This is a genomic window from Pseudomonas sp. PDM18 (assembly GCF_014852585.1).
GTDB lineage: Bacteria > Pseudomonadota > Gammaproteobacteria > Pseudomonadales > Pseudomonadaceae > Pseudomonas.
In genome coordinates this window covers 276,191-299,677 of the sequence record NZ_JACVBX010000009.1, presented here as the reverse complement: position 1 = coordinate 299,677, position 23,487 = coordinate 276,191, and the positions used below count along the sequence as shown (strand labels likewise).

The following is a 23,487-nucleotide window of genomic DNA, read 5'->3' as shown; positions in this document are numbered from 1 at the left end:
AGCGTTGGAACCACCTGATCCCATCCCGAACTCAGTAGTGAAACGACGCATCGCCGATGGTAGTGTGGAGTTTCTCCATGTGAGAGTAGGTCATCGTCAAGCTCCTATCCCAAGACCCCTGGTCAGCATCGCTGGCCGGGGGTTTTGCTTATTAGTGTAAGCAGCCCGAATTCGGATGAGCGCCAAGGCGAGCATCCAACCGAATTGCTTGACGACCATAGAGCATTGGAACCACCTGATCCCATCCCGAACTCAGTAGTGAAACGATGCATCGCCGATGGTAGTGTGGAGTTTCTCCATGTGAGAGTAGGTCATCGTCAAGCTTCTAATTCCAAAGCCCCTGATCAGCGAAAGCTGGTCGGGGGTTTTGTTTTATGGGGCGGAAAAAGCCAATACGGGAGCCCTATATAGGGCCAGTAACCCGGGACGGGTTATCCGCCGCGGCGGATAACGCTTGAGGCGTTATGCACCCTACGACCGGCGTTTGCCGCGGGCCGTGAAGTGTGCGGTTCGCGTGCAGGCTCGCTCCTACAAGTGGGCGATGAGGGTGCGTTCTTCGCCGTGGACCTGTTCGCGCAGCAGGCGATAGCCGAGGCGGGCGTAGAAGCGTTCTGCGGTGAGAGAAGAGGGGACCAGCAAGGCCTCTACGCCGCGCTCCAGGGCGGCTTTCTCGATTTGGCCCATCAGGGCCTGGCCGATGCCCTTGCGCTGCTGCCGTGGCGCTACGAAGAGGCTGCGCACGGCATGGCCATCCAGGGCGCCTGTGCCGACGATTTCGTCATCCAGTAAGGCGACGAACACCAGGCGTTTCTGCAGCAGCTCGATGACTCGCTCAGGCGTGAAGTTCGCCATCACCGATTCGATGGCGCTCGCCGGGTAGTCCTGGCCGTTGCTTTCCCTGACGGCCGCTACGATGACCTGGCTGATGGCCGTGGTGTCTTCGCTGCGGGCCTGTCTGATCAGAACATCCATGTGCACGCTCCCTGCTATCCAATGTGCTCATCCTGACGGGATTGCCGGCGCGAGGGTAGGGCGGAATTGCAGGCAACAAAAAGGCGCCCTGGGGCGCCTTTTTTGTTTGGATCACCGATCAGCCGTTGTGGCGTTTCAGGACCAGGGTGGCGTTGGTGCCGCCGAAGCCGAAGCTGTTGCTCATGACGGTGTCGATCTTCGCGTTTTCGCGAGTTTCGCGCAGGATCGGCAGGTCGGCGACTTCCGGATCCAGTTCGTCGATGTTTGCCGAACCGGCGATGAAGTTGCCTTCCATCATCAGCAGGCAGTAGATCGCTTCGTGAACGCCAGCGGCGCCCAGGGAGTGGCCGGACAGGCTCTTGGTGGAGCTGATGGCCGGGGCCTTGTCGCCGAACACTGCGCGCACGCCACGGATTTCAGCGACGTCGCCGACCGGGGTGGAGGTGCCGTGGGTGTTCAGGTAGTCGATCGGGGTGTCCACGGTCGACAGGGCCTGCTGCATGCAGCGGATGGCGCCTTCGCCGCTCGGGGCGACCATGTCGTAGCCATCGGAAGTCGCGCCGTAGCCAACGATTTCGGCGTAGATCTTGGCGCCACGCTTGAGGGCGTGTTCCAGCTCTTCGACCACGACCATGCCGCCGCCGCCGGCGATGACGAAACCGTCACGCTTGGCGTCGTAGGCGCGGGAGGCCTTTTCCGGGGTGTCGTTGTACTGGGTGGAGAGGGCGCCCATGGCGTCGAACAGGCAGCTCTGGCTCCAGTGTTCTTCCTCGCCGCCGCCAGCGAAGACGACGTCTTGCTTGCCCAGCTGGATCTGCTCCATGGCCTGGCCAATGCAGTGCGCGCTGGTGGCGCAGGCCGAGGAGATGGAGTAGTTCACGCCCTTGATCTGGAAGGGAGTGGCCAGGCACGCGGAAACAGTGCTGCCCATGGTGCGGGTGACGCGGTATGGGCCGATGCGCTTGACGCCCTTTTCGCGCAGGGTGTCGATCGCTTCCATCTGGTTCAGGGTGGAAGCACCGCCGGAGCCGGCGATCAGGCCGGTGCGCGGGTTGGAGATCTGCTCGGGGGTGAGGCCGGAGTCCTTGATCGCCTGTTCCATTGCCAGGTAGGCATAAGCGGCGGCGTCGCCCATGAAGCGGAAGACCTTGCGGTCGATCAGCTCTTCCAGGTTCAGGTTGACCGAACCGGAAACGTGGCTGCGCAGGCCCATCTCGGCGTAGCTGGGGTTGTGGCGGATGCCAGCACGGCCTGCACGCAGGTTGGCGGAGACGGTGTCTTTGTCATTGCCCAGGCAGGAAACGATGCCCAGACCGGTGATCACGACGCGACGCATGCGGATACCCTTAGAAGCTGTCAGTGGAAGTGAACAGGCCGACGCGGAGGCCTTCGGCGCTGTAGATTTCGCGGCCATCGACGCTGACGGTGCCGTCGGCGATGGCCAGGATCAGCGAACGATTGATCGTACGCTTGATGTGAATGTTGTAGGTGACTTTCTTGGCGGTCGGCAGGACCTGGCCGAAGAACTTCACTTCACCCGAACCCAGGGCGCGGCCGCGGCCGGGGTTGCCCTGCCAGCCGAGGTGGAAGCCTACCAGCTGCCACATGGCATCGAGGCCCAGGCAGCCCGGCATGACGGGGTCGCCTTCGAAGTGGCAGGCGAAGAACCACAGGTCCGGGTTGATATCCAGCTCGGCGACCAGTTCGCCCTTGCCATACTTACCGCCGACTTCACTGATGTGAGTGATGCGGTCGATCATCAGCATGTTCGGGGCGGGCAGTTGCGCATTACCCGGGCCGAAGAGCTCGCCGCGGCTGCAGCGCAGCAGGTCTTCTCGGGTGAAGGCGTTTTGTTTGGTCATGCGAGCTCCTCAAAAATCCTGGATAGCAGGCGTTGTTTGGCTTGTGCCTGCGGCGCCGCGTTCCGTTGTTCTTGTCACGGTGTCATGCGGCAGCCTAGTCATAGACTATTGCCTTTAAGTGAAAGTCACAGCAATCGGCGAACGCTTGTTCACTTTTCGCCGACGCCAGGTTTCCTCGTCGGGACGCAGGCCCCGGGCCGGTCCGCAGTTTGCGGGCAAGCGCTCCATCGATCAACGACCTGGAGCAACCCAGCGCTGCAGAATCCGCTGCAGCTCCGCGCGTTTGAACGGCTTGGCGAGGTAGTCGTTCATTCCCGCCTCCAGGCACGCCTCGCGGTCGCCCTGCAGCGCGTTGGCGGTCAGGGCGATGATCGGTACCTGTTCGCCGCCCGGTTTTGCACGGATCTGCCGGGTGGCTTCGTAGCCGTTGAGCACCGGCAGGCGGCAATCCATCAGGATCGCCGCGAACTCTCCGCGCTCGGAGGTGCGCACTGCCTGGGCGCCGTCACCCACCAGCGTGACGCGATAGCCCAGGCTGCGCAACATAGCTTCTATGACCGTTTGATTCACCGGGTTGTCCTCCACCAGCAGCACGGACTGACCAGTGGCAAGCGCGTCGCCGCCATTCGGCCGGTCGTCTGCGGCACTCTGACGCTCCCGGAAGGGCAGGGGAATCTCCAAGGTGAAGGTTGAACCACAGCCTTCTTCGCTGACCGCGCCCAGCGTGCCGCCCATCCGCTCGGCCAGGGTGCGCGCGATGGATAGCCCCAGCCCGGTGCCGCCGTAGCGCCGCGAGGTGGACGAGTCGGCCTGCTGGAAGGCTTCGAACATGTGTTCCAGGCGTTCGCGGGAGATGCCGATGCCGCTGTCCTGCACCGAACAGCTGAGCCACAGGACTTCGTCATCCAGCGCCTGCCAGGTCGCTTCCAGGCGCACGCCGCCTTCTTCGGTGAACTTCAGGGCGTTGCCCAGCAGATTGACCAGGATCTGCCGGATGCGCGTCGGGTCGCCCTGCACTTCGAGGTTGTCGAGGCCGTCCTGCACATTCATTTCCAGTTCGAGCCCCCGCTGCTGGGCGCTGTGCTGAAAGACCTGAATCGAGCTCTGGATCAGCTCCAGCAGGTTGAACGGGATGCGCTCCAGTTCCAGCGCGCCGCGCTCGACGCGGGAGAAGTCGAGGATATCGTTGATGACCTTGAGCAGGTGCTCGGTGGATTCGGTGGCCAGTGCGCTGTACTCGGCCTGCTCCTGGTTCAGCTCGGTGGTTTCCAGCAACTGCAGCATGCCCAGCACGCCGTTCATCGGGGTACGGAGCTCGTGGCTCATCATCGCCAGGAAGTCGGATTTGGCGCGGTTGGCCTCTTCGGCTTCCTCCCGCGCCGCCACCAGCTGCGCGATGCTGCGCTCCTGCTCCAGGCTGGCCTGCTGCAGGCCGCGGGCAAGGTTGTTGATGTGCCGGGCGAGGTCGCCGACTTCGCCGTCATCCGGCACCGGCAGGGTGGTGTGGTAATCGCCGGTCTGGATCGCCTGCACAGCGCGGCCCATGGTGCGGATCGGCGCGGCCAGGCGGCGGGCGAGGCGGCGCGCCAGCAGGTAGGTGAGGATCAGTGCGAACAGCGCGAGCAGGCTGGCCTTGAGAAGGATTTCCTGCTGCCGTTCACTGAAGGCGTCGCTGGCCATCCCGACCACCACGCGGCCGAGATAATCCCCGCTGGGCGGTGCGGTTGTCGGCAGCATGTCGTTGGGGCTCGCCAGGTCGCTGCCATCAAGGGCGATGTTTTCGCGCTGGATCGAGGCATGGAAGATTTCCACCTTGGTGCTCGCCTGTGCCGGATCGGCGGCGTGCTCGACGTAGACGAGGATGTTGTCGCCGCGATCGCGCACTTCGATGAAGCGCACGTGGGCGGTGCTCAGGGTCGCCCGCAGCAGGCTCTGCAGGACCGGCAGGTTACCGGAGATCACCCCGTATTCAGCTGCTGGGGCGAGCTGGTTGGCGATCAACTGGCCGGTGTGGTTGGACTCCAGGCGCAGGTCCTGCAGACGCGAATACGTGAAGTAGGCGGTCAGCAGCACGGTGAGCAGCAGCGCCGGGCCGAGGCTGATTGCCAGCATGCGCGTCTGGATGTTCCAGCTCTTGCGGGAACTCATGGTTTTTCTCCTTCGGCCAGGCGCTGCGCGAGTTCCGCGTCGCCTTGCAGGTCGATGCCGAGCGAGCGCGCCACCTGGCGGTTGCTCTGCACCTTGAAGCGTTCGGGGTAGAGGTTGCGGGGCCATTGCTCCGCCGGCTCGTCTAGCAGGGTGTCGAGGGTCTCCAGCCAGTCGCTCTGGTCGCTGTAGGTGCTGGCCAGGCTGCCTGCCTTGACGAAGGCGGCGGTGGGGCCGATCAGCGCCCGGTTCTCGGCGTAAGCGCTGAGGAGGATGCCCTTGATGGTCTGCGCGTTATAAAGCTGTTTGTCGTCCAGCCCGAGCAGCAGGTCACTGCGACCGAGCAGTTCTCGTAGCGGGCGGCTGTCTTCGGCGCGGGTTTGCAGCTCGCTGACCAGTTCGACGCCGAGCTGATCCGCGCTGCGCTGAAGCTCTTCCAGGAGAAATTCGCTGCTGGGGCCGATCAGCACGCCAATGCGTTGCGGACGTGGGCTGAGTTGCAGCGCCAGTTGCAGTTGGCGTGCCGGTGGCGGGTCGCTCCACAGCAGGCTGAGGTGCGGCGGCTCGCGCTCGCCCAGCACTTGCCTGGCTTCGACGCGGCTGACCAGCAGAGTCAATGCCGGCGGTGCGTCGTGGCTGGCCAGGCGCCAGTTCAGCGCACCGCTGCCAAGCAGCAGCAGGTGCGTCTCGCGATCCAGCTTGTCGGCGGGCGGCAGGTTCTCTGGCGATTCCAGCCGCACCTGGTCATGCGGGCGACGTTGCGCCAGGGCTTCGGCGAAGTCCTGCAGCGCAGGGCTCTGTTCGGTGCTGACCAGCAGGATGTCGCGTGCCTGGACCGGCAGCGCAAACACGCAGGCCAGCCAGAGAAGCAGGGCGCTGAGGAGGGGGCCGGGGCTCGTCCGTGAGCGGCGGGCAGACATGCTAGAAGTCCACCTCGGCGCTGAAATAGAGCAGGTGGCGGTTGTCGTAGCGGTTTTCCGGCCAGGTCAGCGGCTCGTCGTCCAGCCGCTGCTGCAGAACGCCGGCCAGCTCCAGCGCCGCGCGACCCAGGGGAATGCGCTTGGCCACGCGCAGGTCGATGCGCTCGAAGCGGTGCTCGTTCAGTGCATCGTCGCCGTAGTAGAAGACCGAACTCGACCAGCCGCGCCCCCAGTCGCGCATCCAGCCAGCCGAGCCGCTGTTGCGCGCGGTTAGGCGCTGGTCGTAGCGGCTGCTGGCGTCGTAGTCGACATAGGCGTAGGTCAGGCGCACGCGGTCCTGTCGCGTCAGGCGCCAATCGAGCTGGGTTTCGGTGCCAGTGAAGCGGATTTCGTTGTCGTTGGTCGGTTCGAAGTCGGAGACCTTCAAGGGATCGCTGATCAGCCCGTGGATTTCGTCGTAGTAGGCTTTGATGTCGACCGCGAGCCCGAGTTCGTCGAATTGGCCGTTGTAGCCGATTTCCCGCGAGCGCATGCGCTCCTGGTCGAGGTCGCCGGGACCGTGGGCGCGGGCAAAGTAATAGGCGTTGGACTGACCGTAGACCGGCGCCGAGAGATTGCGCACCCGGTAGCTCCAGTTCACGTCGTTCTCATACATGTCCGGCGAGCGCACGGCCTCGGAATACACCGCGCGCAGGCTGTGGCGCGGGGTGATCAGGTAGTTGAGGGCGAGGCGCGGGCTGACCGAGCTGCCCGACAGCTGGTCGTCCTCTACCATCGCGCCGCCCTGCAGCAGCCAGTGCGGCGTCAGGTGCCACTCCAACTGGCCGAACAGGCGCCAGATATCGTTGTTCACCGTGCCGTCGAAGTAGGTTTCAGAGGTGGCCTGGTCGTGGCGGTAGCTCATGCCGCTGACCAGGCGCACGCCGTCGGCGAGGCTCAGGGTGTCCTGGACTTCGAGGTCGTAGCGGGTCTCGCGGATGTTCTGGTTCACCTGCCCACACACCGGCAGATAGGCGCCGGACGCCAGTTGCTGGACGACCTCCCGGGCCAGCGCCTGTTTCTGCGGCGCGCCGCGGGGAATACGCGGCAGCGTGTCGGCGAAGTTCTGCACGTACTTCGGGTCCAGTTCCCATAGCTGGGCGAGCTGCGGACTGAAGGCGATCTGTGCCTCGCACGCGCCGAAATCCTGCAGGCGCTCCCAGTGCTCGGCGTAACCCTGCACATAGAGGCTGTGCTCAGGGCTGGCGTCAAAGGTCCAGCGCATGGAGCCTGCGTAATCACGGGCGGTCAGGTCGGAATTGTCGTCGCCAGCGGCGATGTTGCCGAAGATCGGCTGGTAGCCGTAGGGCCGCTGGTTGCTGCCTTCTTTTGCCGCGAGCTGCCAGTCCAGGTTGTTGCGCAGGTCCAGGCTGTGGCTGGCTGCCAGGTTGAAGCGGCTCAGGCGGCGGCCGTCGCGGTAGTCGCGGCCGAACTGGTCGTGGTCGAAGCCATCGTCTTCCTGGCCGGAAAGAGACAGCCGATAGTCGCCGGAACGGTCGTGCAGACCCTGGCTGGCGTACCAGTCACGCACGCCGTTCTGGCCGACGGTGTATTTCAGCCGCGTGCCCTGGCTGTCCGCCGGATGCCGGGTAAGGATGTTGATCACGCCCATCAGCGCGTTGGCGCCGTAGCTCACCGCGTTCGGGCCGCGGAAGACCTCGATGCGGTCGATGTCCTCGATGGCCACCGGGATGTCGCTCCAGTCCACCGTGGCCAGGCCCGGGCGGTACACCGAACGACCATCAACCAGCACCTGCAGGCGCCGCGCCTCGGTGACGTTGGTGCCGTGGTAGTTCACCGTCGCCTGGTTGCCCGACAGGTAGCCGACCATCATGCCCGGCACCAGGCGCATCAGCTCGGGAATGTCGCGGGCGCCGGAGGCCTTGATCAGGTCGCGGTCGAGCACCGTCATGCTGCCGGGGACTTCGGCGGGGGACTGTTTGAGCCGCGTCGCGGTCAGAACTTCGGGGACGTCGAGGCTGTCCACGAACAGGTCGCCCGCCACGGCCTTGCCCGCCAGCAATGCGGCAAGCAGGGAAAGCGGCAAAGGGACGCGGACGGGACGATGCACGGAACGGCCTTGTTCTCGGTTCTTATCGGGTGGGTCGACGTCTGGAAAGAGACGTTTCCTGTCAGACGGATGTTAAACGAGGCGGCGCTGATTGCCAGTCCCACGATCCGCACTGGCCGCTCGCCGATGCGGCCTTATAATGCCCCAATCGCTGCCCCTGAGCGGCCACCAATGGAACAGACATGACACAGCAGCAACCGATCGCCGTCCTCGGTGGTGGCAGTTTCGGCACCGCCTTCGCCAACCTGCTGGCAGAAAACGGACAGCGCGTTCGCCAGTGGATGCGCGACGAGGAGCAGGCCGAGGCGATCCGCACCCGCCGCGAGAACCCCAACTACCTCAAGGGCGTGCGCATCCACGACGGCGTGGAGCCGACCACGGACCTCGCCGCCACGCTCGCCGAATGCGAGATGATCTTCGTCGCGGTGCCTTCCAGCGCCCTGCGCAAGGTGCTCGACGGCCGCAGCGAGGAGCTGGCGGGCAAGATGCTGGTCAGCCTGACCAAGGGGATCGAGGCGCAGAGCTTCAAGCTGATGAGCCAGGTGCTCGAGGAGATCGCGCCGAAATCCCGCATCGCGGTGATCTCCGGCCCGAACCTGGCGCGCGAGATCGCCGAGCATGAGCTGACCGCCACCGTGGTCGCCAGCGAGGACGAAGACCTCTGCGCCCAGGTGCAGGATGCACTGCACGGGCGCACCTTCCGCGTCTACGCCAGTGGCGACCGCTTTGGCGTCGAACTGGGCGGCGCATTGAAGAACGTCTACGCCATCATTGCCGGCATGGCTGCTGCGCTGGGCATGGGCGAGAACACCAAGGGCATGCTGATCACCCGCGCCCTGGCGGAGATGACTCGCTTCGCCGTCCAGCTTGGCGCCAACCCCATGACTTTCCTCGGCCTGGCCGGCGTGGGCGATCTGATCGTCACCTGTTCGTCACCCAAGAGCCGTAACTATCAGGTGGGCTTTGCCCTGGGCGAAGGCCTGACACTGGAAGACGCCGTGGCGCGCATGGGCGAGACCGCCGAGGGCGTGAACACTCTCAAGGTGCTCAAGGCCAAGGCCGACGAGCTGCAGGTCTACATGCCGCTGGTGGCCGGCCTCAACGCCATCCTGTTCGGCGGTCGCACCCTGGAGCAGGTCATCGGCGCGCTGATGAGCGGCGAGCCGAAGACCGACGTCGACTTCATTCCCACCACCGGTTTCTGAGGAGGTATCGCTCATGTCCGCTGAACATCCGTCCGCTGAACGTCAGGAAAAGGAATCCCTGGTCTTGCGTGTCGTCTGGATGCTGGTCTTCACGCTGGTCTGGTTCGTCGCCGAGATGATCCTTGGCGCCGTGGTGGTCATCCAGCTTGTCTACCGCATCATCTACGGCGCGCCCAGCGGCAGCTTGATGGGCTTCGGCGACAGCCTGAGCCAGTACTTCGCGCAGATCGGCCGCTTCGGCACCTTCCAGACCGAAGAGAAACCCTGGCCGTTTTCCGACTGGCCGACCTCCCATGCTCCCGAAGGCGAGGCCCCGCACGACGTGCCGCCCGCACCGCACCCGGTGCGCGACGAGGAGCCCAAGCTTTGAAGCTCTGGTTGCTTCGTCACGGTGAAGCCGAACCCCAGGCTCGCCGCGATTCCGAGCGCCGGCTGACGGCACACGGCGTCAAGGAAGTGCTGAAAAGTGCTGCCCAGCTCGCCGGCCAGCCGCTGGATGGCATCCTCGCGAGCCCCTACGTGCGTGCGCAGGCGACTGCCGAACTGGTCCGCGAGGCGTTGGGTTTCGAAGGGGCCGTCGGCACTGCGCCCTGGCTGACCCCCGACGATGATCCGAAGGACGTGCTGCGCTTCCTCGACGGCCGCAATGAGCAGAACCTGCTGCTGGTCACCCACCAACCGCTGGTGGGCGCGCTGGCCGGCCTGCTGGTGCATGGCAGCCGCAGCGACGCCGTGCCGTTCAGCACCGCCACCCTGGCGGAGCTGGAAGGCGAGGTGCCGGTGGCGGGGCTGATGGAGCTGGTGTCGCTGCACCATCCGCGGCATTCCTGAGGCGGACAAGTCTCCGCGAAAAGGCCCCGCAAGGGGCCTTTTGCATTTCCGACGCCGGCAAATCGTGCCCGGATGTTTCTACACAAGGCCCGGTCCAGAGCGTCCGGAGCCCATCCTTCGGCTAAATCCTACAAAAGTTCACACGACCAGCCTTGTCTGCCGCTGCGCTGCGTGGAATATTCAACCAAGCAAGTGCTTGGTTGATCCATCGCTATATCCCTGAGCTACACCTCTGACAACAAGAACAAAGGAGGGGCACGTGGTTAAAGCAGTCCGATTACCACTCGACCTGTTCTATCAGCGCGAGAAGAGCCACCCGAACAAACGCTACCTGGTGCAGCCGCTGGCCGGCGGCGAAGTGCAGACCCTGACCTGGGGCGAAGTGGGCGACCAGGCCCGCCGCGCCGCGGCCTGGCTGCGCAGCCTGAACCTGCCCGAAGGCAGCCGGGTGGCGATCATTTCCAAGAACTGCGCGCACTGGATAGTCGCCGACATCGCCATCTGGATGGCCGGCCACGTCTCGGTGCCGCTGTATCCCAACCTCACCGCCGATTCTGTACGCCAGGTGATGACCCACTCCGAAGCGCGGGTGGCCTTCATCGGCAAGCTGGACGACTGGCCGGCGATGACGGACGGCATTCCCGAGGGCGTGCCGACCGTCGCGCTGCCGCTGCATCCGCAGGGCCACTTCGACCAGCAATGGAGTGATCTGCAGCAGTTGGCGCCGATCAGCGACGATCCGCGCCCGGACGCCGCGACGCTGGCGACTCTGATCTATACCTCCGGCACCACCGGCACGCCCAAGGGCGTGATGCACACCTTCGGCAACTTCGCCTTCGCCGCCAGCCATGCCATCGACCTGTTCGGCGTCGGCGAGGAGGACCGCCTGCTGTCTTACCTACCGCTGTGCCACGTGGCTGAGCGCATGTTCGTGCAGATGGCGTCGATCTACGCCGGGCAGACGATCTTCTTCGCCGAGAGTCTGGACACCTTCGTCGCCGACATGCGCCGCGCGCGACCGACGGTGTTCTTCGGCGTGCCGCGCATCTGGACCAAGTTCCAGATGGGCGTCTACGCACAGATGCCGGCGCAGAAACTTGACCGCCTGCTGCGCCTGCCCATCGTTGGCCGCCTCGTTGGCCGCAAGGTACTTGCCGGCCTTGGCCTGGACGCCGTGCGCTTCGCCCTTTGCGGTGCTGCGCCGGTGCCCGAAGCGCTGCTCAACTGGTACCAGCGCCTGGGGCTGAACGTGCTCGAGGTCTATGGCATGACCGAAAACTGCGGTTACTCCCACGTCTGCCGGCCGGGTGAGCAGCGGGCCGGCTGGATCGGTCGCAACAGCCCCGGTGTGGAAGTGCGCATCAGCGACGAAGGCGAAGTGCAGGTACGCAGCGGCGCGACCATGGTCGGCTACTTCAAGGACCCGGAGCGCACCGCCGAGACCATCACCGAGGACGGCTTCCTGCGCACCGGCGACAAGGGCGAGCAGGACGCTGAAGGCAACCTGCGCCTGACCGGCCGCATCAAGGAAATCTTCAAGACCGCCAAGGGCAAGTACGTTGCCCCAGCGCCCATCGAGAACCGCCTGGCCGTGCATTCGCGGATCGAGCAGATTTGCGTGGTGGGCGACGGCCTGATCGCCCCGCTGGGCCTCTGCGTGCTCTCCGAAGTCGGCCGCCAGGAGGCCGCCAACGGCTCGCGCAGCCAACTGGAGCAGAGCCTGCAAGAGCTGCTGACTGAAGTGAATGATGCGCTGGACAAGCACGAGCGCCTGGCTGGTCTGGTGCTGGTCAAGGACGTCTGGACCGTAGACAACGGCTTCCTCACGCCGACCCTGAAGATCAAGCGCAACGTGGTGGAAGGGACCTACGGCAAGCGCTTCAATGAATGGGCGGAGCGCCGCGAGGCGGTGCAATGGCATGAATGACAGAAGGAATGCGGAATGACCTGGCGCACCACGCCCGACCTGGAAAAGCTCAACGCGAACCTGAAGAACACCATCGGTGAAGTGCTCGACATCCGTTTCGAGGCGTTCGACGACGACTCGCTGACCGCCAGCATGGTGGTGGATTCGCGCACCCACCAGCCCTACGGCCTGCTGCACGGCGGCGCGTCGGTGGTGCTGGCGGAAACCGTCGGCTCCACCGCCAGCTACCTGTGCCTGGACAACAGCAAGTACTACTGCGTGGGCCTGGAGGTGAACGCCAACCACCTGCGCGGGTTGCGCAGCGGGCGGGTGACTGCGGTGGCCAAGGCGGTACATATCGGCCGCTCGACCCACGTCTGGGAGATCCGCCTGCATGGGGATGACGGCAAGCCGAGCTGCATCTCGCGGCTGACCATGGCGGTGGTGCCGCTGGAGCGCTGAACCAGTTCCAATCTGCGGCCTGTCCCAGAATGGGACCGTAGGATGGCGTGGAGCGAAGCGATACCCATCTATCCCTGCACCAGCAGCATGGGTATCGCCTAGGCTCCGCCCATCCTGCAAAGGCGCTCCCTGCGGTTACATGCGTCAGTGGGAGCAGCGCCGCCCGGCACCCTCGCAATTTTGTCCAAGACCCGCCGTTCCCGCGCCGGTAAAGTAGGCCCATGGAACGCATCGAACACCACAGCAGCGGCCTGCCCGGCGTCCGTTTCATCGACGCCGAGTACCGCCATTTCGCCTTTCCCCGGCATTTTCATCTCGACTACCACGTCGGGCTGATGCTGGACGGCTGCCAGCGTTATACCCATCGCGGTGAGCGCTCGCTGGCCGGGAATGGCGACATCCTGCTGATGAGCCCCGAAAGCATCCACGACGGTTCCAGCGAGGGAGAGGACGGCTACCGCATCCGCGTGCTTTCCATCGATCCGCAATGGCTGGATGACGCCTGCCGCGCCTTCAGCGATGGTCGCCAGGGCGCGCCGCGACTGACCGCCGCGCAGTTGCGTGATCCGCTGCTGCAGATCGAACTGCAACGTGCCCACGCCTTGATGCTGGGCGGCGAGCGGCTGGCGCAGGAAGGCCAGCTCTGGCAAGCGCTGGCTGCACTGCTGGAGCGTGCTTCCAGCCTGCGTGTTCGCGAGCCAGGGCAGGGCTTCGATGCGTCGACCTGGGCGCGTGTACGCGAGTGGCTGGAGTCGCGCCTGGAAACCCCGCCGACCCTGGAAGAAATCGCCGAATTCTGCGACCTCAGTCCCTGGCAGGTGCTGCGCCGTTTCCGCCACCAGTGTGGATTGCCGCCGCACCAGTGGCTCACCCAGCTGCGCCTGGAACGCGCGCTGCCACGGGTGATCAAGGGCCAGCCGCTGTCGGAAATCGCCCTGAGCCTGGGCTTCTATGACCAGGCGCACTTCAGTCGGCTGTTCCGCCGCACTTACGGATTGCCGCCCGCGCGACTGCGCCAGCGCTGATCCACCCCCCATTCCCGTTTCCTTTCCCACTGGAGAATCCCGCCATGCAGGAGGTTCACGTCTTGCTCATGCTCACCGCCGTGTTCGCGGTCGCCCTGGTCAGCCCCGGCCCGGACGTCGCGCTGGTGGTGCGCACCTCGCTGCACCAGGGCCGCCGCGCCGGCGTGCTCAGCGCCTTGGGGCTGGCCAGCGGCATCCTGGTCCACGGCACCCTTGTGCTGACCGGCGTGTCGCTGCTGCTCAGCCGTTCGCCGCTGCTGTTCAGCGCGCTGCAACTGGTAGGTGCGGCTTACCTCGGCTGGCTTGGGGTCGGCGCGCTGCGGGCGTTGCGCAAGCCGGGCGGGGCGGGGCGCATCGACGGCGAGTTGTCCGCGTCGAGGCTCGGCCCCTGGGTGCGAGGGCTGGCGACCAACCTGTTCAACCCCAAGGCGCTGGTGTTCTTCCTCGCGCTGCTGACGAGCCTCATCCCGGTGGACATGTCCGTGCCCGGCAAGGTCTCGGTGGCGGTGATGCTGTTCGTGATCGGCTTCGCCTGGTTCAGCCTGCTCAGCATCCTCCTCACCCGGCCGTTGTGGCAGCGGCGGTTGCTGCGGGCCGTTCCCGCCATCGACGGTGCGTGCGGGGTGGTGTTCCTGCTGGTGGCGGGCGGCATCCTGTTCAGCGTGGTGAACCACGCGACGCATTGGGTGTGAAGGGGATGGCGGATAACTTGTTCCAAGTTATGCGCCCTACGGTGGCGTTCTCGTAGGGCGCATAACGCGGCACGCGCTATCCGCCGCAAGGTACGCGAACCAAGGTAAACGCGCCGGAGCGCCATGGAGTTTGGCCGTAGTGCCGTCATTCGCGGGAGTGCGGGTCATTGCCGCGCCCCCGGTGCTGTCGGAAAATTCAGGCTGTCATTCCCCTGAGTTCACGCAGCATGTCGCAAGCGGTCTTCTTCGCCCACGCCAATGGCTTCCCCTCGGGGACCTACGGCAAGTTGTTCGATGCCCTGGAGCCGGATTACCGGGTCCATCGGCTGGACATGCACGGCCATGACCCGCGCTTCCCGGTGAACGCCAACTGGGAAAACCTGGTGGAAGAGCTGCTGCATCACCTCGAAGCGCTGGACGAGCCCGTGTGGGGCGTCGGCCATTCACTCGGTGGCGTGCTGCATTACCACGCGGCGCTGCGCAAACCCGAGCTGTACCGCGGCGTGGTGATGCTCGACTCGCCGTTGCTGACCCTGGCCGACCAACTGGTGATCCGCGTCGCCAAGCGCTTCGGCTTCATCGACCGCCTGACGCCCGCCGGCCGCACGCTCGGCCGCCGCGAGAACTTCGGCGACTTCGCCGAGGCGCTGGAATACTTCGCCGGCAAGCCGTTGTTCAAGCGCTTCGACCGCGACTGCCTGGAGGCCTACGTGCGCCACGGGCTGGCGCCGGTCGACGCGCGGGGCCTGCGGCTGAAGTTCGACCCGGCCACCGAAATCTCCATCTACCGCAACGTGCCGCATACCGCTCCGGGTCGCGCCACGCAATTGGCCGTGCCGCTGACCATGGTGCGCGGTCGCCACAGCCGCGTGGTATTGCCACATCATGCCCGCCTGATCGGCCGCGTCCCCATGGGCGAGAGCCTGTCGCTGCCGGGTGGCCACATGTTCCCGCTGGAGCGCCCGCAGGACACCGCCGCGCTGCTCAAGACCGTCTTTGCCCGCTGGCAACAGCGCGCCAACGCCTAAGGAAACGCCATGACCGCCAAAGTCCAGGAAATCCGCCTGAACCTGCCGCACATCGAGCTGGCCGCGCACCTCTTCGGCCCGGAAGACGGGCGTCCGGTGATCGCCCTGCACGGCTGGCTGGACAACGCCATGAGCTTCGCCCGCCTGGCGCCCAAGCTCGAAGGCGTGCGCATCCTCGCCCTGGACTTCGCCGGCCACGGCCATTCCGGCCACCGCGCTCCGGGGGCCAGCTACCTGCTGTGGGACTACGCTCTGGACGTGCTGATGGTGGCCGACCAGATGGGCTGGGAGCGGTTCTCCCTGCTTGGGCATTCGATGGGCGCCATCGTCTCGGTGCTGCTGGCCGCTGCCATGCCTGAGCGTATCGAGCGCCTGGCACTGATCGACGGCCTGGTGCCCTACACCGGCGAGCCGGACACCTCGCCAAAGAAACTCGGCGAAGCGCTGCGGGCCCAGCTGGCGCTGCCAAACAAGCGCAAGCCGGTCTACGAAGCCATCGACCGCGCGGTGGAAGCGCGCATGAAGGGCGTTGGTGCGGTGAGCCGCGAGGCGGCGGAGCTGCTGGCCTCCCGGGGCCTGGTGCCGGTGCCCGGCGGCTATACCTGGCGCACAGACCCACGGTTGACGCTGCCCTCGCCGCTGCGCCTGACCCGCGCCCATGCGCGACAATTCGTCCAGTCCGTGCAGTGTCCTGCCAGCCTGGTGCTGGCGCAGCAGGGCCTGCTGATGGTCGAGCCGGCTTTGCGCGAAATGCTGAAGAGCCTGCCCTTCGCGGTCCACGAGCTGCCCGGCCAGCACCACCTGCACCTGGACGACGAGGCGGGCGCCGAGGCTGTTGCGGCGATATTTCGACCCTTCCTGCAGGCTTGAGGGAAACACCCCGTAGCGCCCTGCGGCTTGACTAAAGCGGGGCCGACCGCGACGCTGCACGGATCGCTTCAGGGAGATTGTGCATGCTCGACATCCAGACCGCCGCGCGCCAGGGGCCGGAACACCCTCACCTCGTCAGGACCGACGCGCACCGGATGTCACGGCTGCTCCGTACCTTGATCGCTGGCGGACTGCTTGGTTTCGCCAGCCTCGCCGGCGCCGCCGACCTCCCCGATAGCCACGACCTGGAGATCCTCCCGCGCTTCCCGCGCTCGGAAATCGTCGACTTCAACCAGTCGCCGAGCCAGGAGCGCATCTACCCGCAAGGCTCGATCAGCCGTATCAGCGGGCGCCTACGCATGGAAGGGGAGGTGCGCGCCATCGGCGACCTGACGGCCGTGACCTACCGCCTGCCCGACGAGGATTCCAGCCAGAGCGCCTTCGCCGCCGCGCGCAAGGACTTGCTCAAGGCTGACGCCACGCCGCTGTTCTGGTGCGAGAGCCGCGATTGCGGCTCCAGCAACCTGCTGGCCAACTCAGTGTTTGGCAACTCGAAGCTGTTTGGCCCCGACGAACAGCAGGCCTACCTGCTGGTACGACTCGCCGCGCCCCACGAGGACAGCCTGTTGGCGGTTTACACCATCACCCGTGGCAACCGCCGCGCCTATCTGCACGCCGAACAGCTGGACAGCAGCAGCGCCCTCGGCGAACTGCTGCCCAGCCCGGCAACCTTGATGCGCCTGCTCAAGGCCAACGGCGAGCTGACCCTCAGCCACGTGCCGCAGGAGCCGGGCGGCGCCTGGCTTGACCTGCTGGTGCGCACCTTGCGCCTGGATACTGGCGTGCGCGTCGAACTGGCCGGCCAGCACGCCGGTGATTGGCGCGCTGCGCTCACCGCTCAGGGCGTGCGCGATGCGCGTCTGGAGCAGGGCAAGGATGAGGGCGACGGCTTGCATCTGACCTGGCTGCGCTGATTTCCCTGAACTGATTCTTCAAGCCGAATATCCTACGTTGAGAGCGGAAACGCCCTACACTGAGGCTTTCGAGCCAATCGGGGTGTCCAATGTTCGACAACGATCGCCTGTTGCTGCGCCTGCTGTTGCTTGGCCTGCTGGGCGCCAGTATCTGGGTGCTGCTGCCATTTTGGTCGGCGCTGTTCTGGGCCGCCGTGCTGGCCTTCGCCAGCTGGCCGCTGATGCGTCTGCTGACGCAGGCGTTGGGCGGTCGCCAGGCCGCAGCGGCGGGCCTGCTGACCCTCGGCTGGATCGTGCTGGTCGCACTGCCCCTGGTGTGGCTGGGTTTCGGCCTGGTGGATAGGGTGCGCGAAGGGGTCGAGTTGGTGAAGAACCTGCAGGTCGCCGGCCTGCCGCCGCCACCGGCATGGATGGCGCGGGTGCCGCTGATCGGCGACCGCCTGATCGGCTGGTGGTACCAGGCGGACCAGCAGGGCGTGGCGATCTTTTCCGCGCTCAAGCCGTACATGGGGGAGGTCGGCAACTGGGCCCTGGCACGTAGCGCCAAGCTGGGCGCCGGCATTTTCGAGCTGGTGCTTAGCCTGGTGCTGATCTTCTTCTTCTACCGCGATGGCCAGCGCCTGCAAGCGTTCGCCCACGGCGTACTGGAACGCCTGATCGGCGCCGCCGCGCAGCAGTACATGGACATCATCGCCGGCACCGTGCAGCGCGTGGTCAACGGCGTGATCGGTACAGCCGCCGCTCAGGCCGTGCTGGCTACCATCGGCTTTCTCATCGCCGGGGTGCCGGGTGCGCTGGTGCTCGGTCTGCTGACCTTCGTCTGCAGCCTGCTGATGGTGCCGCCGCTGGTGTGGGGCCCGGCCGTCATATGGCTGTTCTATCAGGAGAGCTACGGTTACGCGGTGTTCATGGCGATCTGGGGCTTCTTCGTGATCAGCGGCGTGGACAACATCCTCAAGCCCTACCTGATCAGCCGCGGCGGCAACCTGCCGCTGGTGGTGGTGCTGCTGGGCGTGCTCGGCGGGTTGCTCAGCTTCGGTTTCATTGGCCTGTTCCTCGGGCCGGTGCTGCTGGCGGTGGTGTACAACCTGGTCAGCGCGTGGGTGGCCAGTTCGCAGCGGCCTCCGCCGCCGCCTGTAGTTTGATGTGTCGAAGCGGGTGATGACGCTTGCTCCGGCGTTCCCATGGAGCGCTGTCCGCGAGCAAGCTCGCTCCTACAGTGAAGTTCCTGCGTAGGGCGAATAACCCGGAACGGGTTATCCGCCGCCATGGCGGATGACGCCTGGGGCGTCATGCGTCCTACGATCCGGCGACCTCAGATGTGCTGGCTCGTCACCTGCACCAGCTTGTCCCGCCCGGCGCCCAGGCCGAAGACGATCCCCGCTACCGTCACCACCACGAAGATCACCCCGGTCGCTGCCCAGCCGCCGGTGGCGTCGTGCACCACGCCGACCAGGAATGGCCCGCAGGCCGCCAGGGTGTAGCCCACGCCCTGGGCCATGCCGGAGAGGTTGGAAGCGACATGGGAGTCCGGTGAGCGCAGCACGATCAGCGCCAGAGCGATGCTGAAGGTACCGCCCTGGCCGAGACCGAGCACCACCGCCCAGCCCCAGATGCCAGAGAGCGGGGCGAACAGCAGGCCGAGCAGGCCGGCCAGGGTCAGGCCCATGACGATCACCACGGCGATGCGCTGGTCCTTGCCGCGGGTGGCCAGCCACGGCGCGGCGAGGGCGCTGAACAGCTGCACCATCACCGAGCCGGAGAGCACCAGGCCGGCTTCCACCGCGCTCAGGCCACGGTCGATGAGGATCGACGGCACCCAGCCGAAGACGATGTAGGCCAGCGATGACTGCAGGCCCATGTACAGCGTTACCTGCCAGGCCAGCGGGTCGCGCCACAGGCCCTTCACCTTGTACACCGTGCGGTGGGCGTGATGGTTCTGGCGGGTCTGCGGCAGCCAGATCGCCGCGGCGACGACGGCGGGGATGGCCCAGAACGCCAGCGCTACCTGCCAGTTGTTGTCCATCAATTTTGCCAGCGGCACGGTGGCACCGGCGGCCGTGGCAGCGCCCAGGCACAGGGCCATGGTGTAGACGCCGGTCATGGTCCCGGCGATGTGCGGGAAGTCGCGCTTGACGATGCCCGGCAGCAGCACGCCGATGATGCCGATGCTGGCGCCGGCCACCAGGCTGCCGAGGAACAGCCCGGCCACCGGGAACAGGCTGCGCAGGACGATGCCGCCGGCCAGAGTGAAGAGGATCAGCAGTACGGTGCGCTCGGCGCCCAGACGCCGCGCGAGCATCGGCGCCAAGGGCGCGAACAGGCCCAGGCAGAGCACTGGCAGGGTGGTCAGCAGGCCCGCAGCGGCAGCGGACAGACCGGTGCCGTCACGCACGGTGTTGAGCAGCGGCGACAGGCTGGAAAGCGCCGGGCGCAGGTTGATCGCCACCAGCACCAGGCCCATTAGCAACAGCCAGGTGCGTTGCGGGTGCGGCGCAGCTTTCGCGTCATCGTCCTCGGCGTCGATCAGCAGTTCTTCGGGCGGACAGGACACCTTGTGCTCGGCGTCTTTCGGGTCATTGGGCAAGGACATGGTGGGCATTCCAGGGCAGCAGGCAGAAGAAAGAATTCAGAGTCAGATCAGCAGCGCGCGGTTCGCTTTTGCGGCTGCGTCGGCGTCGCCACGGGCAATGGCGTCCAGCAGCTCTCGGTGTAGTTCGAAGCTCGGTTGAGGCCGGTTCGGGTCGCTGATCGTGCGTTCCAGGCCGGCGCGGATGACCTGGGAGAAATAGCGGTACAGCTCACTGAGCACTGGGTTGTGGGCGCTGTCCACCACACGCTGGTGGAAGGCCAGGTCGTGGGCGATGTATTCGTCCAGCGGGCCACCGTGATGCACGGCGGAGGACTCCAGCGCTTCGCGCAGGGCAGCGAGGTCGGCTTCGGTGCGGCGCTCGGCGGCCAGCCGGCTGGCCTCCACCTCGATGACGCCGCGTGCCTCGAGGGCCTGCTCCACCGAGCTGCGCGCCAGCACCAGCATGGTGTCCAGAGGGTTGGCGCAGGCGCGCACGTAGGTGCCGTCGCCCTGGCGAACTTCGAGCACGCCGGAGAAGGTCAGCACGCGCACCGCTTCGCGCACGGTATTGCGGCTGATACCCAGGGACTCAGCCAGTTCGGGCTCCGGTGGCAGGCGTTGGCCGAGCGGCCAGGTGCCGTCGTCGATACGCAGGCGGATCTGCTCGAGGGCGATGTCCACCAGCGAGCGCTTCTGAATAGGGCTTGGCATGGAAACATCCAATCATCGGATGAATTTGAAGGGGCCAAGATTAGGGCAGAGGTGGAGCGCTGGCAATGCGGGAAGACGAGGAGGCCGCCGGAGCGGGGGGGGCGCTCCGGCGGTGGGCATCGACGCGAATCAGGCGGCGATGTTCACCAGGCTGCCACTGGTCACCTGGAGGGCGGTGACTTCGCTGCTCTGGTACTGCTTGAGCAGGTTGGCCACCAGCTTCTGGTAGGCGGCGCCGGTGTTGGTGCTGGTCGAGGAGGCGCTGGAGGCGGTGGTCGTCGCGCTGTCCGAGGCAGTGCTGGAGGAGTCGTCGGACGAGCCGCTGGAGGCCGAAGCCGGCGGGGGCGGCGGCGGGCCGTCGGGGCGTTGGGCCTGCAGCGCGCTGGAAAGCTCCTCGCCGCTGATGGAGCCGCTGCCGTCGGCGTCGAGCTGGCTGAACAGTTCGCTCAGGCGCTCGCTGTCGTCATCGCTGCTGCCCAGGGCGGAGAGCTCGTCGCTGCTGATGCTGCCATCGCCGTCGCTGTCCAGGGCGCTGATCAGGTCTTCTGCGGAGTCGCCCAGGCTGCCCAGCCCACCCATCTCGCCGGGCGGTGGCGGGGGCGGAGGCATGGCCGCGGACAGCTCGTCCTTGGAAATGCTGCCGCTGTCGTCGCTGTCCAGTTCGCTGAGTAGGGCGTCGATATCGATGTCGCTGCTGTCCGATTCGTCGCTGGAGGATAGCGCGCTGGTCAGTTCGTCCTTGCTGATGCTGCCGTCGCCATCGCTGTCGATGGACTTGAACAGGTCTTCCTGGAATTTCGCCGCGCCCTGAGAACCGCCAGTGCTGCCGCTCTGCGTGGCGGTGGTGCTGCTGGCGGTCTGGGTCCGGGCGAGCGAGCTGGTGTAGTAGCTCGCATAGCTGCTGCTCACGCCGCTGATCATGGGAGATTCTCCGTGGTGGCCAAAGCGGAGGGTTCTCCGCTGATGACAGCCTCGGACCCGCCTGTGTCGCGGGTTTGTGCGCTTTGTCAGCTGGCGGCTACAACGGCGTTACGCTGTTGTGCTTCTGGGCAGGCGCAGCACGGCGGTGGCGCCGCCGCCCGGGGTTTCCTCGAAGAACAGGTCGCCGCCCTGGCGCCGCGCGGCATCGCGGGCGATGGAAAGGCCCAGGCCGACGCCGCCGGAGTTGCGGTTGCGTGAGCCTTCCAGGCGGAAGAACGGTTCGAACACCTGCTCGCGCAGCTCAGCAGGAATGCCGGGGCCGTGGTCGCGGACGCGGATTTCCACTTCGCGGGTGCCGTCGCGCAGTTCGATGCTGACGTCGCCGGCGTAGCGCAGGGCGTTGTCCAGCAGGTTGTTCAGGCACGAACGTAGCGCCATCGGCTGGACCTTGAGCGGCGCGCAGTAGCCTTCCACGCCGACGTCGGCGCCGCGTTCGCAGGCGTCTTCGGCGAGGGAGTCGGCCAGGGCTTTCACGTCGAACCACTGCAGCGGCTCGGTGGCACGTTCCTGCTGCAGGTAATGCAGGGTGGAGTCGAGCATGCCGATCATCTCGGCCAGGTCCTGGCCGATGCGCGTGCGCAGTTGCGGGTTGTCGATTTCCTCGACGCGCAGGCGCAGCCGCGACAGCGGGGTGCGCAGGTCATGGGAGACTGCCACCAGCATGCGGCTGCGTTGCTGCACCTGTTCGCGGATGCGTTCGCGCATGCGGTTGAAGGCGTGGGCGGCCTGGCGCGCTTCGCGCGGGCCAGTTTCCGGCAGCGGCGGGCTGTCCAGGTCCTCGGAGAGGCGCAGTGCGGCGTCGCCCATGCGCTGTACCGGGCGGGCGAGCAAACGGGCGCCGATACCGGCGGCGAGGATCAGCGCCAGCAGCTGGAAGGCGAACGGCGCGCTCCAGAACGGTAGCCGCGGCGGCGGGGGAGGCGGCGGGCGGAAACCTTCGGGCCCCGGCGCGAATCCTTGCGGCGGCGGACCACGCTCGAAGCCCTGCTCCGGCGGCGGGGGCGGCGGCATGTCGGGCCGGTGCGGGCCGTAATGATGGAACCAGGCGAAGGCCAGCAGGTGCGCCACCACGATGGCCAGCAGGAACACCCCGAACAGCCGGGCGAACAGGCTGTCGGCGCGCTCCAGGGGTTTTTCCTTCGCGCGCTCGGGCGCGGACTCAGGCGATATCGCGGACATCGAACAGGTACCCTTCGCCGCGCACGGTCTTGATCAGCCGGGGCGAGCGCGGATCGTCGCCGAGCTTCTGCCGCAGGCGCGAGACCAGCAGGTCGATGCTGCGGTCGAAGGCCTCGATGGCGCGGCCTCGGGCGGCATCCAGCAGCAGTTCGCGGTTGAGCACCCGCCGTGGGCGTTCGAGGAACACCCAGAGCAGGCGGAATTCGGCATTGGACAGCGGCACCACCAAGCCATCGGGCGCATGCAGCTGACGCAGCACGCTGTCCAGGCGCCACTGGTCGAAGCGCACCTGGGCCCGCGGCTCGCCGCGTGCGCCTTCCTCGCCGGTGAGGCTGGCGCCGCGCACACGACGCAGGATGGTCTGGATGCGTGCCACGAGTTCGCGGGGCTCGAAGGGCTTGGCCATGTAGTCGTCGGCGCCCAGTTCCAGGCCGATGATGCGGTCCGCCGGCTCGCAGCGGGCGGTGAGCATGAGGATCGGGATGTCCGACTCGGCGCGCAGGTAGCGGCACAGGGACAGGCCGTCTTCGCCGGGCAACATCAGGTCCAGCACTACCACGTCGAAGCTTTCGTTCTCCAGCGCGCGGCGCATTTCGACGCCGTCGGCAACGCCGTGGGCCTCGATGTTGAAGCGCGCGAGGTAGCCGCAGAGCAGTTCGCGGATCGGCTCGTCGTCGTCCACCAGCAGGGCACGGGTAGTCCAGCGGCGTGGGTCGTCGGTAGGGGTCGGGTACATGAAGAAACCTGTCGCGGGAAAACGTGGGGCAGGATGGCCAAGGGCCGCCAGGGGCATGCGACGCGCGCATGCTAACCCGTCATCGCGTGCGCGGGCCATGGTCGGCGAGGCTGCGGGGCGCGGGTGTCGCCAGCGTGTCCGCTCTGTATCGGGCTCGATACAAAGTCTTCCGATCACCGCGCCAGAGCGGTTTTTTACGCTTTCTTTATGCCGCCCGCCGGGGCTGGGAATCGCTCCTTTACGCGCCGCTTGCGGAAAATTTCCGTCAGGCGGCAACGGCCGCCCAAGCGATGGAGTCGCCCGCGT

22 protein-coding genes and 2 rRNA genes are annotated in these 23,487 nt (G+C 66.3%); 13 read left to right on the top strand and 11 right to left on the bottom strand.

Translation table 11 applies throughout. From position 1 onward, the window contains the following. Both rrf (IB274_RS19705) and rrf (IB274_RS19700) read left to right on the top strand, forming a co-directional pair. Positions 1–102: ribosomal RNA gene (rrf, locus tag IB274_RS19705) — 5S ribosomal RNA — on the top strand; the annotation flags it as partial. Positions 103–207: 105 nt separating this feature from the next. After that, positions 208–323 (top strand): 5S ribosomal RNA (gene rrf, locus IB274_RS19700). 205 nt (positions 324–528) lie between these two features. On the opposite strand, the gene IB274_RS19695 is transcribed toward rrf (IB274_RS19700), so the two are convergent. The 6 genes from IB274_RS19695 to IB274_RS19670 all read right to left on the bottom strand — a co-directional run bounded on the left by IB274_RS19695 (position 529) and on the right by IB274_RS19670 (position 8,009). After that, complete coding sequence (locus IB274_RS19695; RefSeq protein ID WP_192433923.1) at positions 529–972, bottom strand: GNAT family N-acetyltransferase; 444 nt, start codon at positions 970–972, stop codon at positions 529–531. A 118-nt stretch (positions 973–1,090) separates the two neighbouring features. Beyond that, positions 1,091–2,308 carry a beta-ketoacyl-ACP synthase I gene (gene fabB / locus IB274_RS19690; RefSeq protein ID WP_045208787.1) on the bottom strand — a complete coding sequence of 406 codons (1,218 nt, stop codon included), beginning with the start codon at positions 2,306–2,308 and terminating at the stop codon, positions 1,091–1,093. Positions 2,309–2,318: 10 nt separating this feature from the next. Further along, a complete protein-coding gene (gene fabA / locus IB274_RS19685) occupies positions 2,319–2,834 on the bottom strand; it encodes a 3-hydroxyacyl-[acyl-carrier-protein] dehydratase FabA (protein ID WP_138216449.1) in 516 nt (171 codons plus the stop codon). A gap of 231 nt (positions 2,835–3,065) precedes the next feature. After that, positions 3,066–4,982, bottom strand: coding sequence for an ATP-binding protein (locus IB274_RS19680; RefSeq protein ID WP_192433921.1), 1,917 nt, complete (start codon positions 4,980–4,982; stop codon positions 3,066–3,068). Next, positions 4,979–5,899 (bottom strand): ABC transporter substrate-binding protein, encoded by a 921-nt coding sequence (locus IB274_RS19675; protein WP_192433919.1) that lies wholly within the window; start codon positions 5,897–5,899, stop codon positions 4,979–4,981. Before IB274_RS19675 ends, IB274_RS19680 begins: the two co-directional genes overlap by 4 nt. 1 nt (position 5,900) lies before the next feature. Next, positions 5,901–8,009: a TonB-dependent receptor plug domain-containing protein gene (locus IB274_RS19670; protein WP_318652897.1), complete on the bottom strand. Its 2,109-nt coding sequence runs from the start codon at positions 8,007–8,009 to the stop codon at positions 5,901–5,903. A gap of 182 nt (positions 8,010–8,191) precedes the next feature. Here IB274_RS19670 and IB274_RS19665 point away from each other — a divergent pair, with 182 nt between their 5' ends. The 11 genes from IB274_RS19665 (at position 8,192) to IB274_RS19615 (ending at position 18,147) form a co-directional block, all read left to right on the top strand. Then, positions 8,192–9,214 (top strand): NAD(P)H-dependent glycerol-3-phosphate dehydrogenase, encoded by a 1,023-nt coding sequence (locus tag IB274_RS19665; protein WP_192433917.1) that lies wholly within the window; start codon positions 8,192–8,194, stop codon positions 9,212–9,214. A 13-nt stretch (positions 9,215–9,227) separates the two neighbouring features. Further along, positions 9,228–9,584 carry a DUF4389 domain-containing protein gene (locus IB274_RS19660; protein ID WP_192433914.1) on the top strand — a complete coding sequence of 119 codons (357 nt, stop codon included), beginning with the start codon at positions 9,228–9,230 and terminating at the stop codon, positions 9,582–9,584. Then, on the top strand, positions 9,581–10,045 hold the full coding sequence (gene sixA / locus IB274_RS19655) for a phosphohistidine phosphatase SixA (RefSeq protein WP_192433912.1): 465 nt from the start codon (positions 9,581–9,583) through the stop codon (positions 10,043–10,045). The genes IB274_RS19660 and sixA overlap by 4 nt, the downstream gene beginning before the upstream one ends. A 259-nt stretch (positions 10,046–10,304) precedes the next feature. Beyond that, positions 10,305–11,972, top strand: coding sequence for an AMP-binding protein (locus IB274_RS19650; protein ID WP_192433910.1), 1,668 nt, complete (start codon positions 10,305–10,307; stop codon positions 11,970–11,972). A gap of 15 nt (positions 11,973–11,987) precedes the next feature. After that, the gene (locus tag IB274_RS19645) at positions 11,988–12,413 is read left to right on the top strand and encodes a hotdog fold thioesterase (RefSeq protein WP_081519161.1); all 426 of its coding nucleotides are present in this window, start codon (positions 11,988–11,990) and stop codon (positions 12,411–12,413) included. Between the two features lie 221 nt (positions 12,414–12,634). Continuing rightward, positions 12,635–13,438: an AraC family transcriptional regulator gene (locus tag IB274_RS19640; RefSeq protein ID WP_192433908.1), complete on the top strand. Its 804-nt coding sequence runs from the start codon at positions 12,635–12,637 to the stop codon at positions 13,436–13,438. A 44-nt stretch (positions 13,439–13,482) separates the two neighbouring features. After that, positions 13,483–14,130: a LysE family translocator gene (locus IB274_RS19635; protein WP_192433906.1), complete on the top strand. Its 648-nt coding sequence runs from the start codon at positions 13,483–13,485 to the stop codon at positions 14,128–14,130. Positions 14,131–14,357: 227 nt separating this feature from the next. Next, positions 14,358–15,158 (top strand): alpha/beta fold hydrolase, encoded by an 801-nt coding sequence (locus tag IB274_RS19630; RefSeq protein ID WP_192433903.1) that lies wholly within the window; start codon positions 14,358–14,360, stop codon positions 15,156–15,158. 9 nt (positions 15,159–15,167) lie between these two features. Continuing rightward, on the top strand, positions 15,168–16,028 hold the full coding sequence (locus IB274_RS19625) for an alpha/beta fold hydrolase (RefSeq protein WP_192433901.1): 861 nt from the start codon (positions 15,168–15,170) through the stop codon (positions 16,026–16,028). 83 nt (positions 16,029–16,111) lie between these two features. Then, positions 16,112–17,002: a DUF4892 domain-containing protein gene (locus tag IB274_RS19620; protein WP_412548434.1), complete on the top strand. Its 891-nt coding sequence runs from the start codon at positions 16,112–16,114 to the stop codon at positions 17,000–17,002. Between the two features lie 89 nt (positions 17,003–17,091). Next, positions 17,092–18,147, top strand: a complete 1,056-nt coding sequence (locus IB274_RS19615; RefSeq protein WP_192433899.1) for an AI-2E family transporter — start codon at positions 17,092–17,094, stop codon at positions 18,145–18,147. Positions 18,148–18,317: 170 nt separating this feature from the next. On the opposite strand, the gene IB274_RS19610 is transcribed toward IB274_RS19615, so the two are convergent. From IB274_RS19610 to IB274_RS19590, 5 genes are all read right to left on the bottom strand, one after another. Next, a complete protein-coding gene (locus IB274_RS19610) occupies positions 18,318–19,595 on the bottom strand; it encodes a CynX/NimT family MFS transporter (protein WP_192433897.1) in 1,278 nt (425 codons plus the stop codon). A 42-nt stretch (positions 19,596–19,637) separates the two neighbouring features. Continuing rightward, the gene (locus IB274_RS19605; RefSeq protein ID WP_192433895.1) at positions 19,638–20,285 is read right to left on the bottom strand and encodes a FadR/GntR family transcriptional regulator; all 648 of its coding nucleotides are present in this window, start codon (positions 20,283–20,285) and stop codon (positions 19,638–19,640) included. 129 nt (positions 20,286–20,414) lie between these two features. Further along, positions 20,415–21,206, bottom strand: a complete 792-nt coding sequence (xopAW, locus tag IB274_RS19600; RefSeq protein ID WP_192433893.1) for a XopAW family type III secretion system calcium-binding effector — start codon at positions 21,204–21,206, stop codon at positions 20,415–20,417. 108 nt (positions 21,207–21,314) lie between these two features. Continuing rightward, entirely contained in the window at positions 21,315–22,445 is a 1,131-nt protein-coding gene (locus tag IB274_RS19595; protein WP_192433891.1) for a sensor histidine kinase, read from the bottom strand. Further along, a complete protein-coding gene (locus IB274_RS19590; protein WP_192433889.1) occupies positions 22,426–23,181 on the bottom strand; it encodes a response regulator in 756 nt (251 codons plus the stop codon). Before IB274_RS19590 ends, IB274_RS19595 begins: the two co-directional genes overlap by 20 nt. Between the last annotated feature and the right edge of the window lie 306 nt (positions 23,182–23,487).

Excerpts from the sequence above, each read along its gene's own strand:
- IB274_RS19695 (WP_192433923.1), bottom strand. The coding sequence starts at position 972 with ATGGATGTTCTGATCAGACAGGCCCGCAGCGAAGACACCACGGCCATC.
- fabB (WP_045208787.1), bottom strand. The coding sequence starts at position 2,308 with ATGCGTCGCGTCGTGATCACCGGTCTGGGCATCGTTTCCTGCCTGGGC.
- fabA (WP_138216449.1), bottom strand. The coding sequence starts at position 2,834 with ATGACCAAACAAAACGCCTTCACCCGAGAAGACCTGCTGCGCTGCAGC.
- IB274_RS19680 (WP_192433921.1), bottom strand. The coding sequence starts at position 4,982 with ATGAGTTCCCGCAAGAGCTGGAACATCCAGACGCGCATGCTGGCAATC.
- IB274_RS19675 (WP_192433919.1), bottom strand. The coding sequence starts at position 5,899 with ATGTCTGCCCGCCGCTCACGGACGAGCCCCGGCCCCCTCCTCAGCGCC.
- IB274_RS19665 (WP_192433917.1), top strand. The coding sequence starts at position 8,192 with ATGACACAGCAGCAACCGATCGCCGTCCTCGGTGGTGGCAGTTTCGGC.
- IB274_RS19660 (WP_192433914.1), top strand. The coding sequence starts at position 9,228 with ATGTCCGCTGAACATCCGTCCGCTGAACGTCAGGAAAAGGAATCCCTG.
- IB274_RS19645 (WP_081519161.1), top strand. The coding sequence starts at position 11,988 with ATGACCTGGCGCACCACGCCCGACCTGGAAAAGCTCAACGCGAACCTG.
- IB274_RS19640 (WP_192433908.1), top strand. The coding sequence starts at position 12,635 with ATGGAACGCATCGAACACCACAGCAGCGGCCTGCCCGGCGTCCGTTTC.
- IB274_RS19635 (WP_192433906.1), top strand. The coding sequence starts at position 13,483 with ATGCAGGAGGTTCACGTCTTGCTCATGCTCACCGCCGTGTTCGCGGTC.
- IB274_RS19630 (WP_192433903.1), top strand. The coding sequence starts at position 14,358 with ATGTCGCAAGCGGTCTTCTTCGCCCACGCCAATGGCTTCCCCTCGGGG.
- IB274_RS19625 (WP_192433901.1), top strand. The coding sequence starts at position 15,168 with ATGACCGCCAAAGTCCAGGAAATCCGCCTGAACCTGCCGCACATCGAG.
- IB274_RS19620 (WP_412548434.1), top strand. The coding sequence starts at position 16,112 with ATGCTCGACATCCAGACCGCCGCGCGCCAGGGGCCGGAACACCCTCAC.
- IB274_RS19615 (WP_192433899.1), top strand. The coding sequence starts at position 17,092 with ATGTTCGACAACGATCGCCTGTTGCTGCGCCTGCTGTTGCTTGGCCTG.
- IB274_RS19610 (WP_192433897.1), bottom strand. The coding sequence starts at position 19,595 with ATGTCCTTGCCCAATGACCCGAAAGACGCCGAGCACAAGGTGTCCTGT.
- IB274_RS19605 (WP_192433895.1), bottom strand. The coding sequence starts at position 20,285 with ATGCCAAGCCCTATTCAGAAGCGCTCGCTGGTGGACATCGCCCTCGAG.
- xopAW (WP_192433893.1), bottom strand. The coding sequence starts at position 21,206 with ATGATCAGCGGCGTGAGCAGCAGCTATGCGAGCTACTACACCAGCTCG.
- IB274_RS19595 (WP_192433891.1), bottom strand. The coding sequence starts at position 22,445 with ATGTCCGCGATATCGCCTGAGTCCGCGCCCGAGCGCGCGAAGGAAAAA.
- IB274_RS19590 (WP_192433889.1), bottom strand. The coding sequence starts at position 23,181 with ATGTACCCGACCCCTACCGACGACCCACGCCGCTGGACTACCCGTGCC.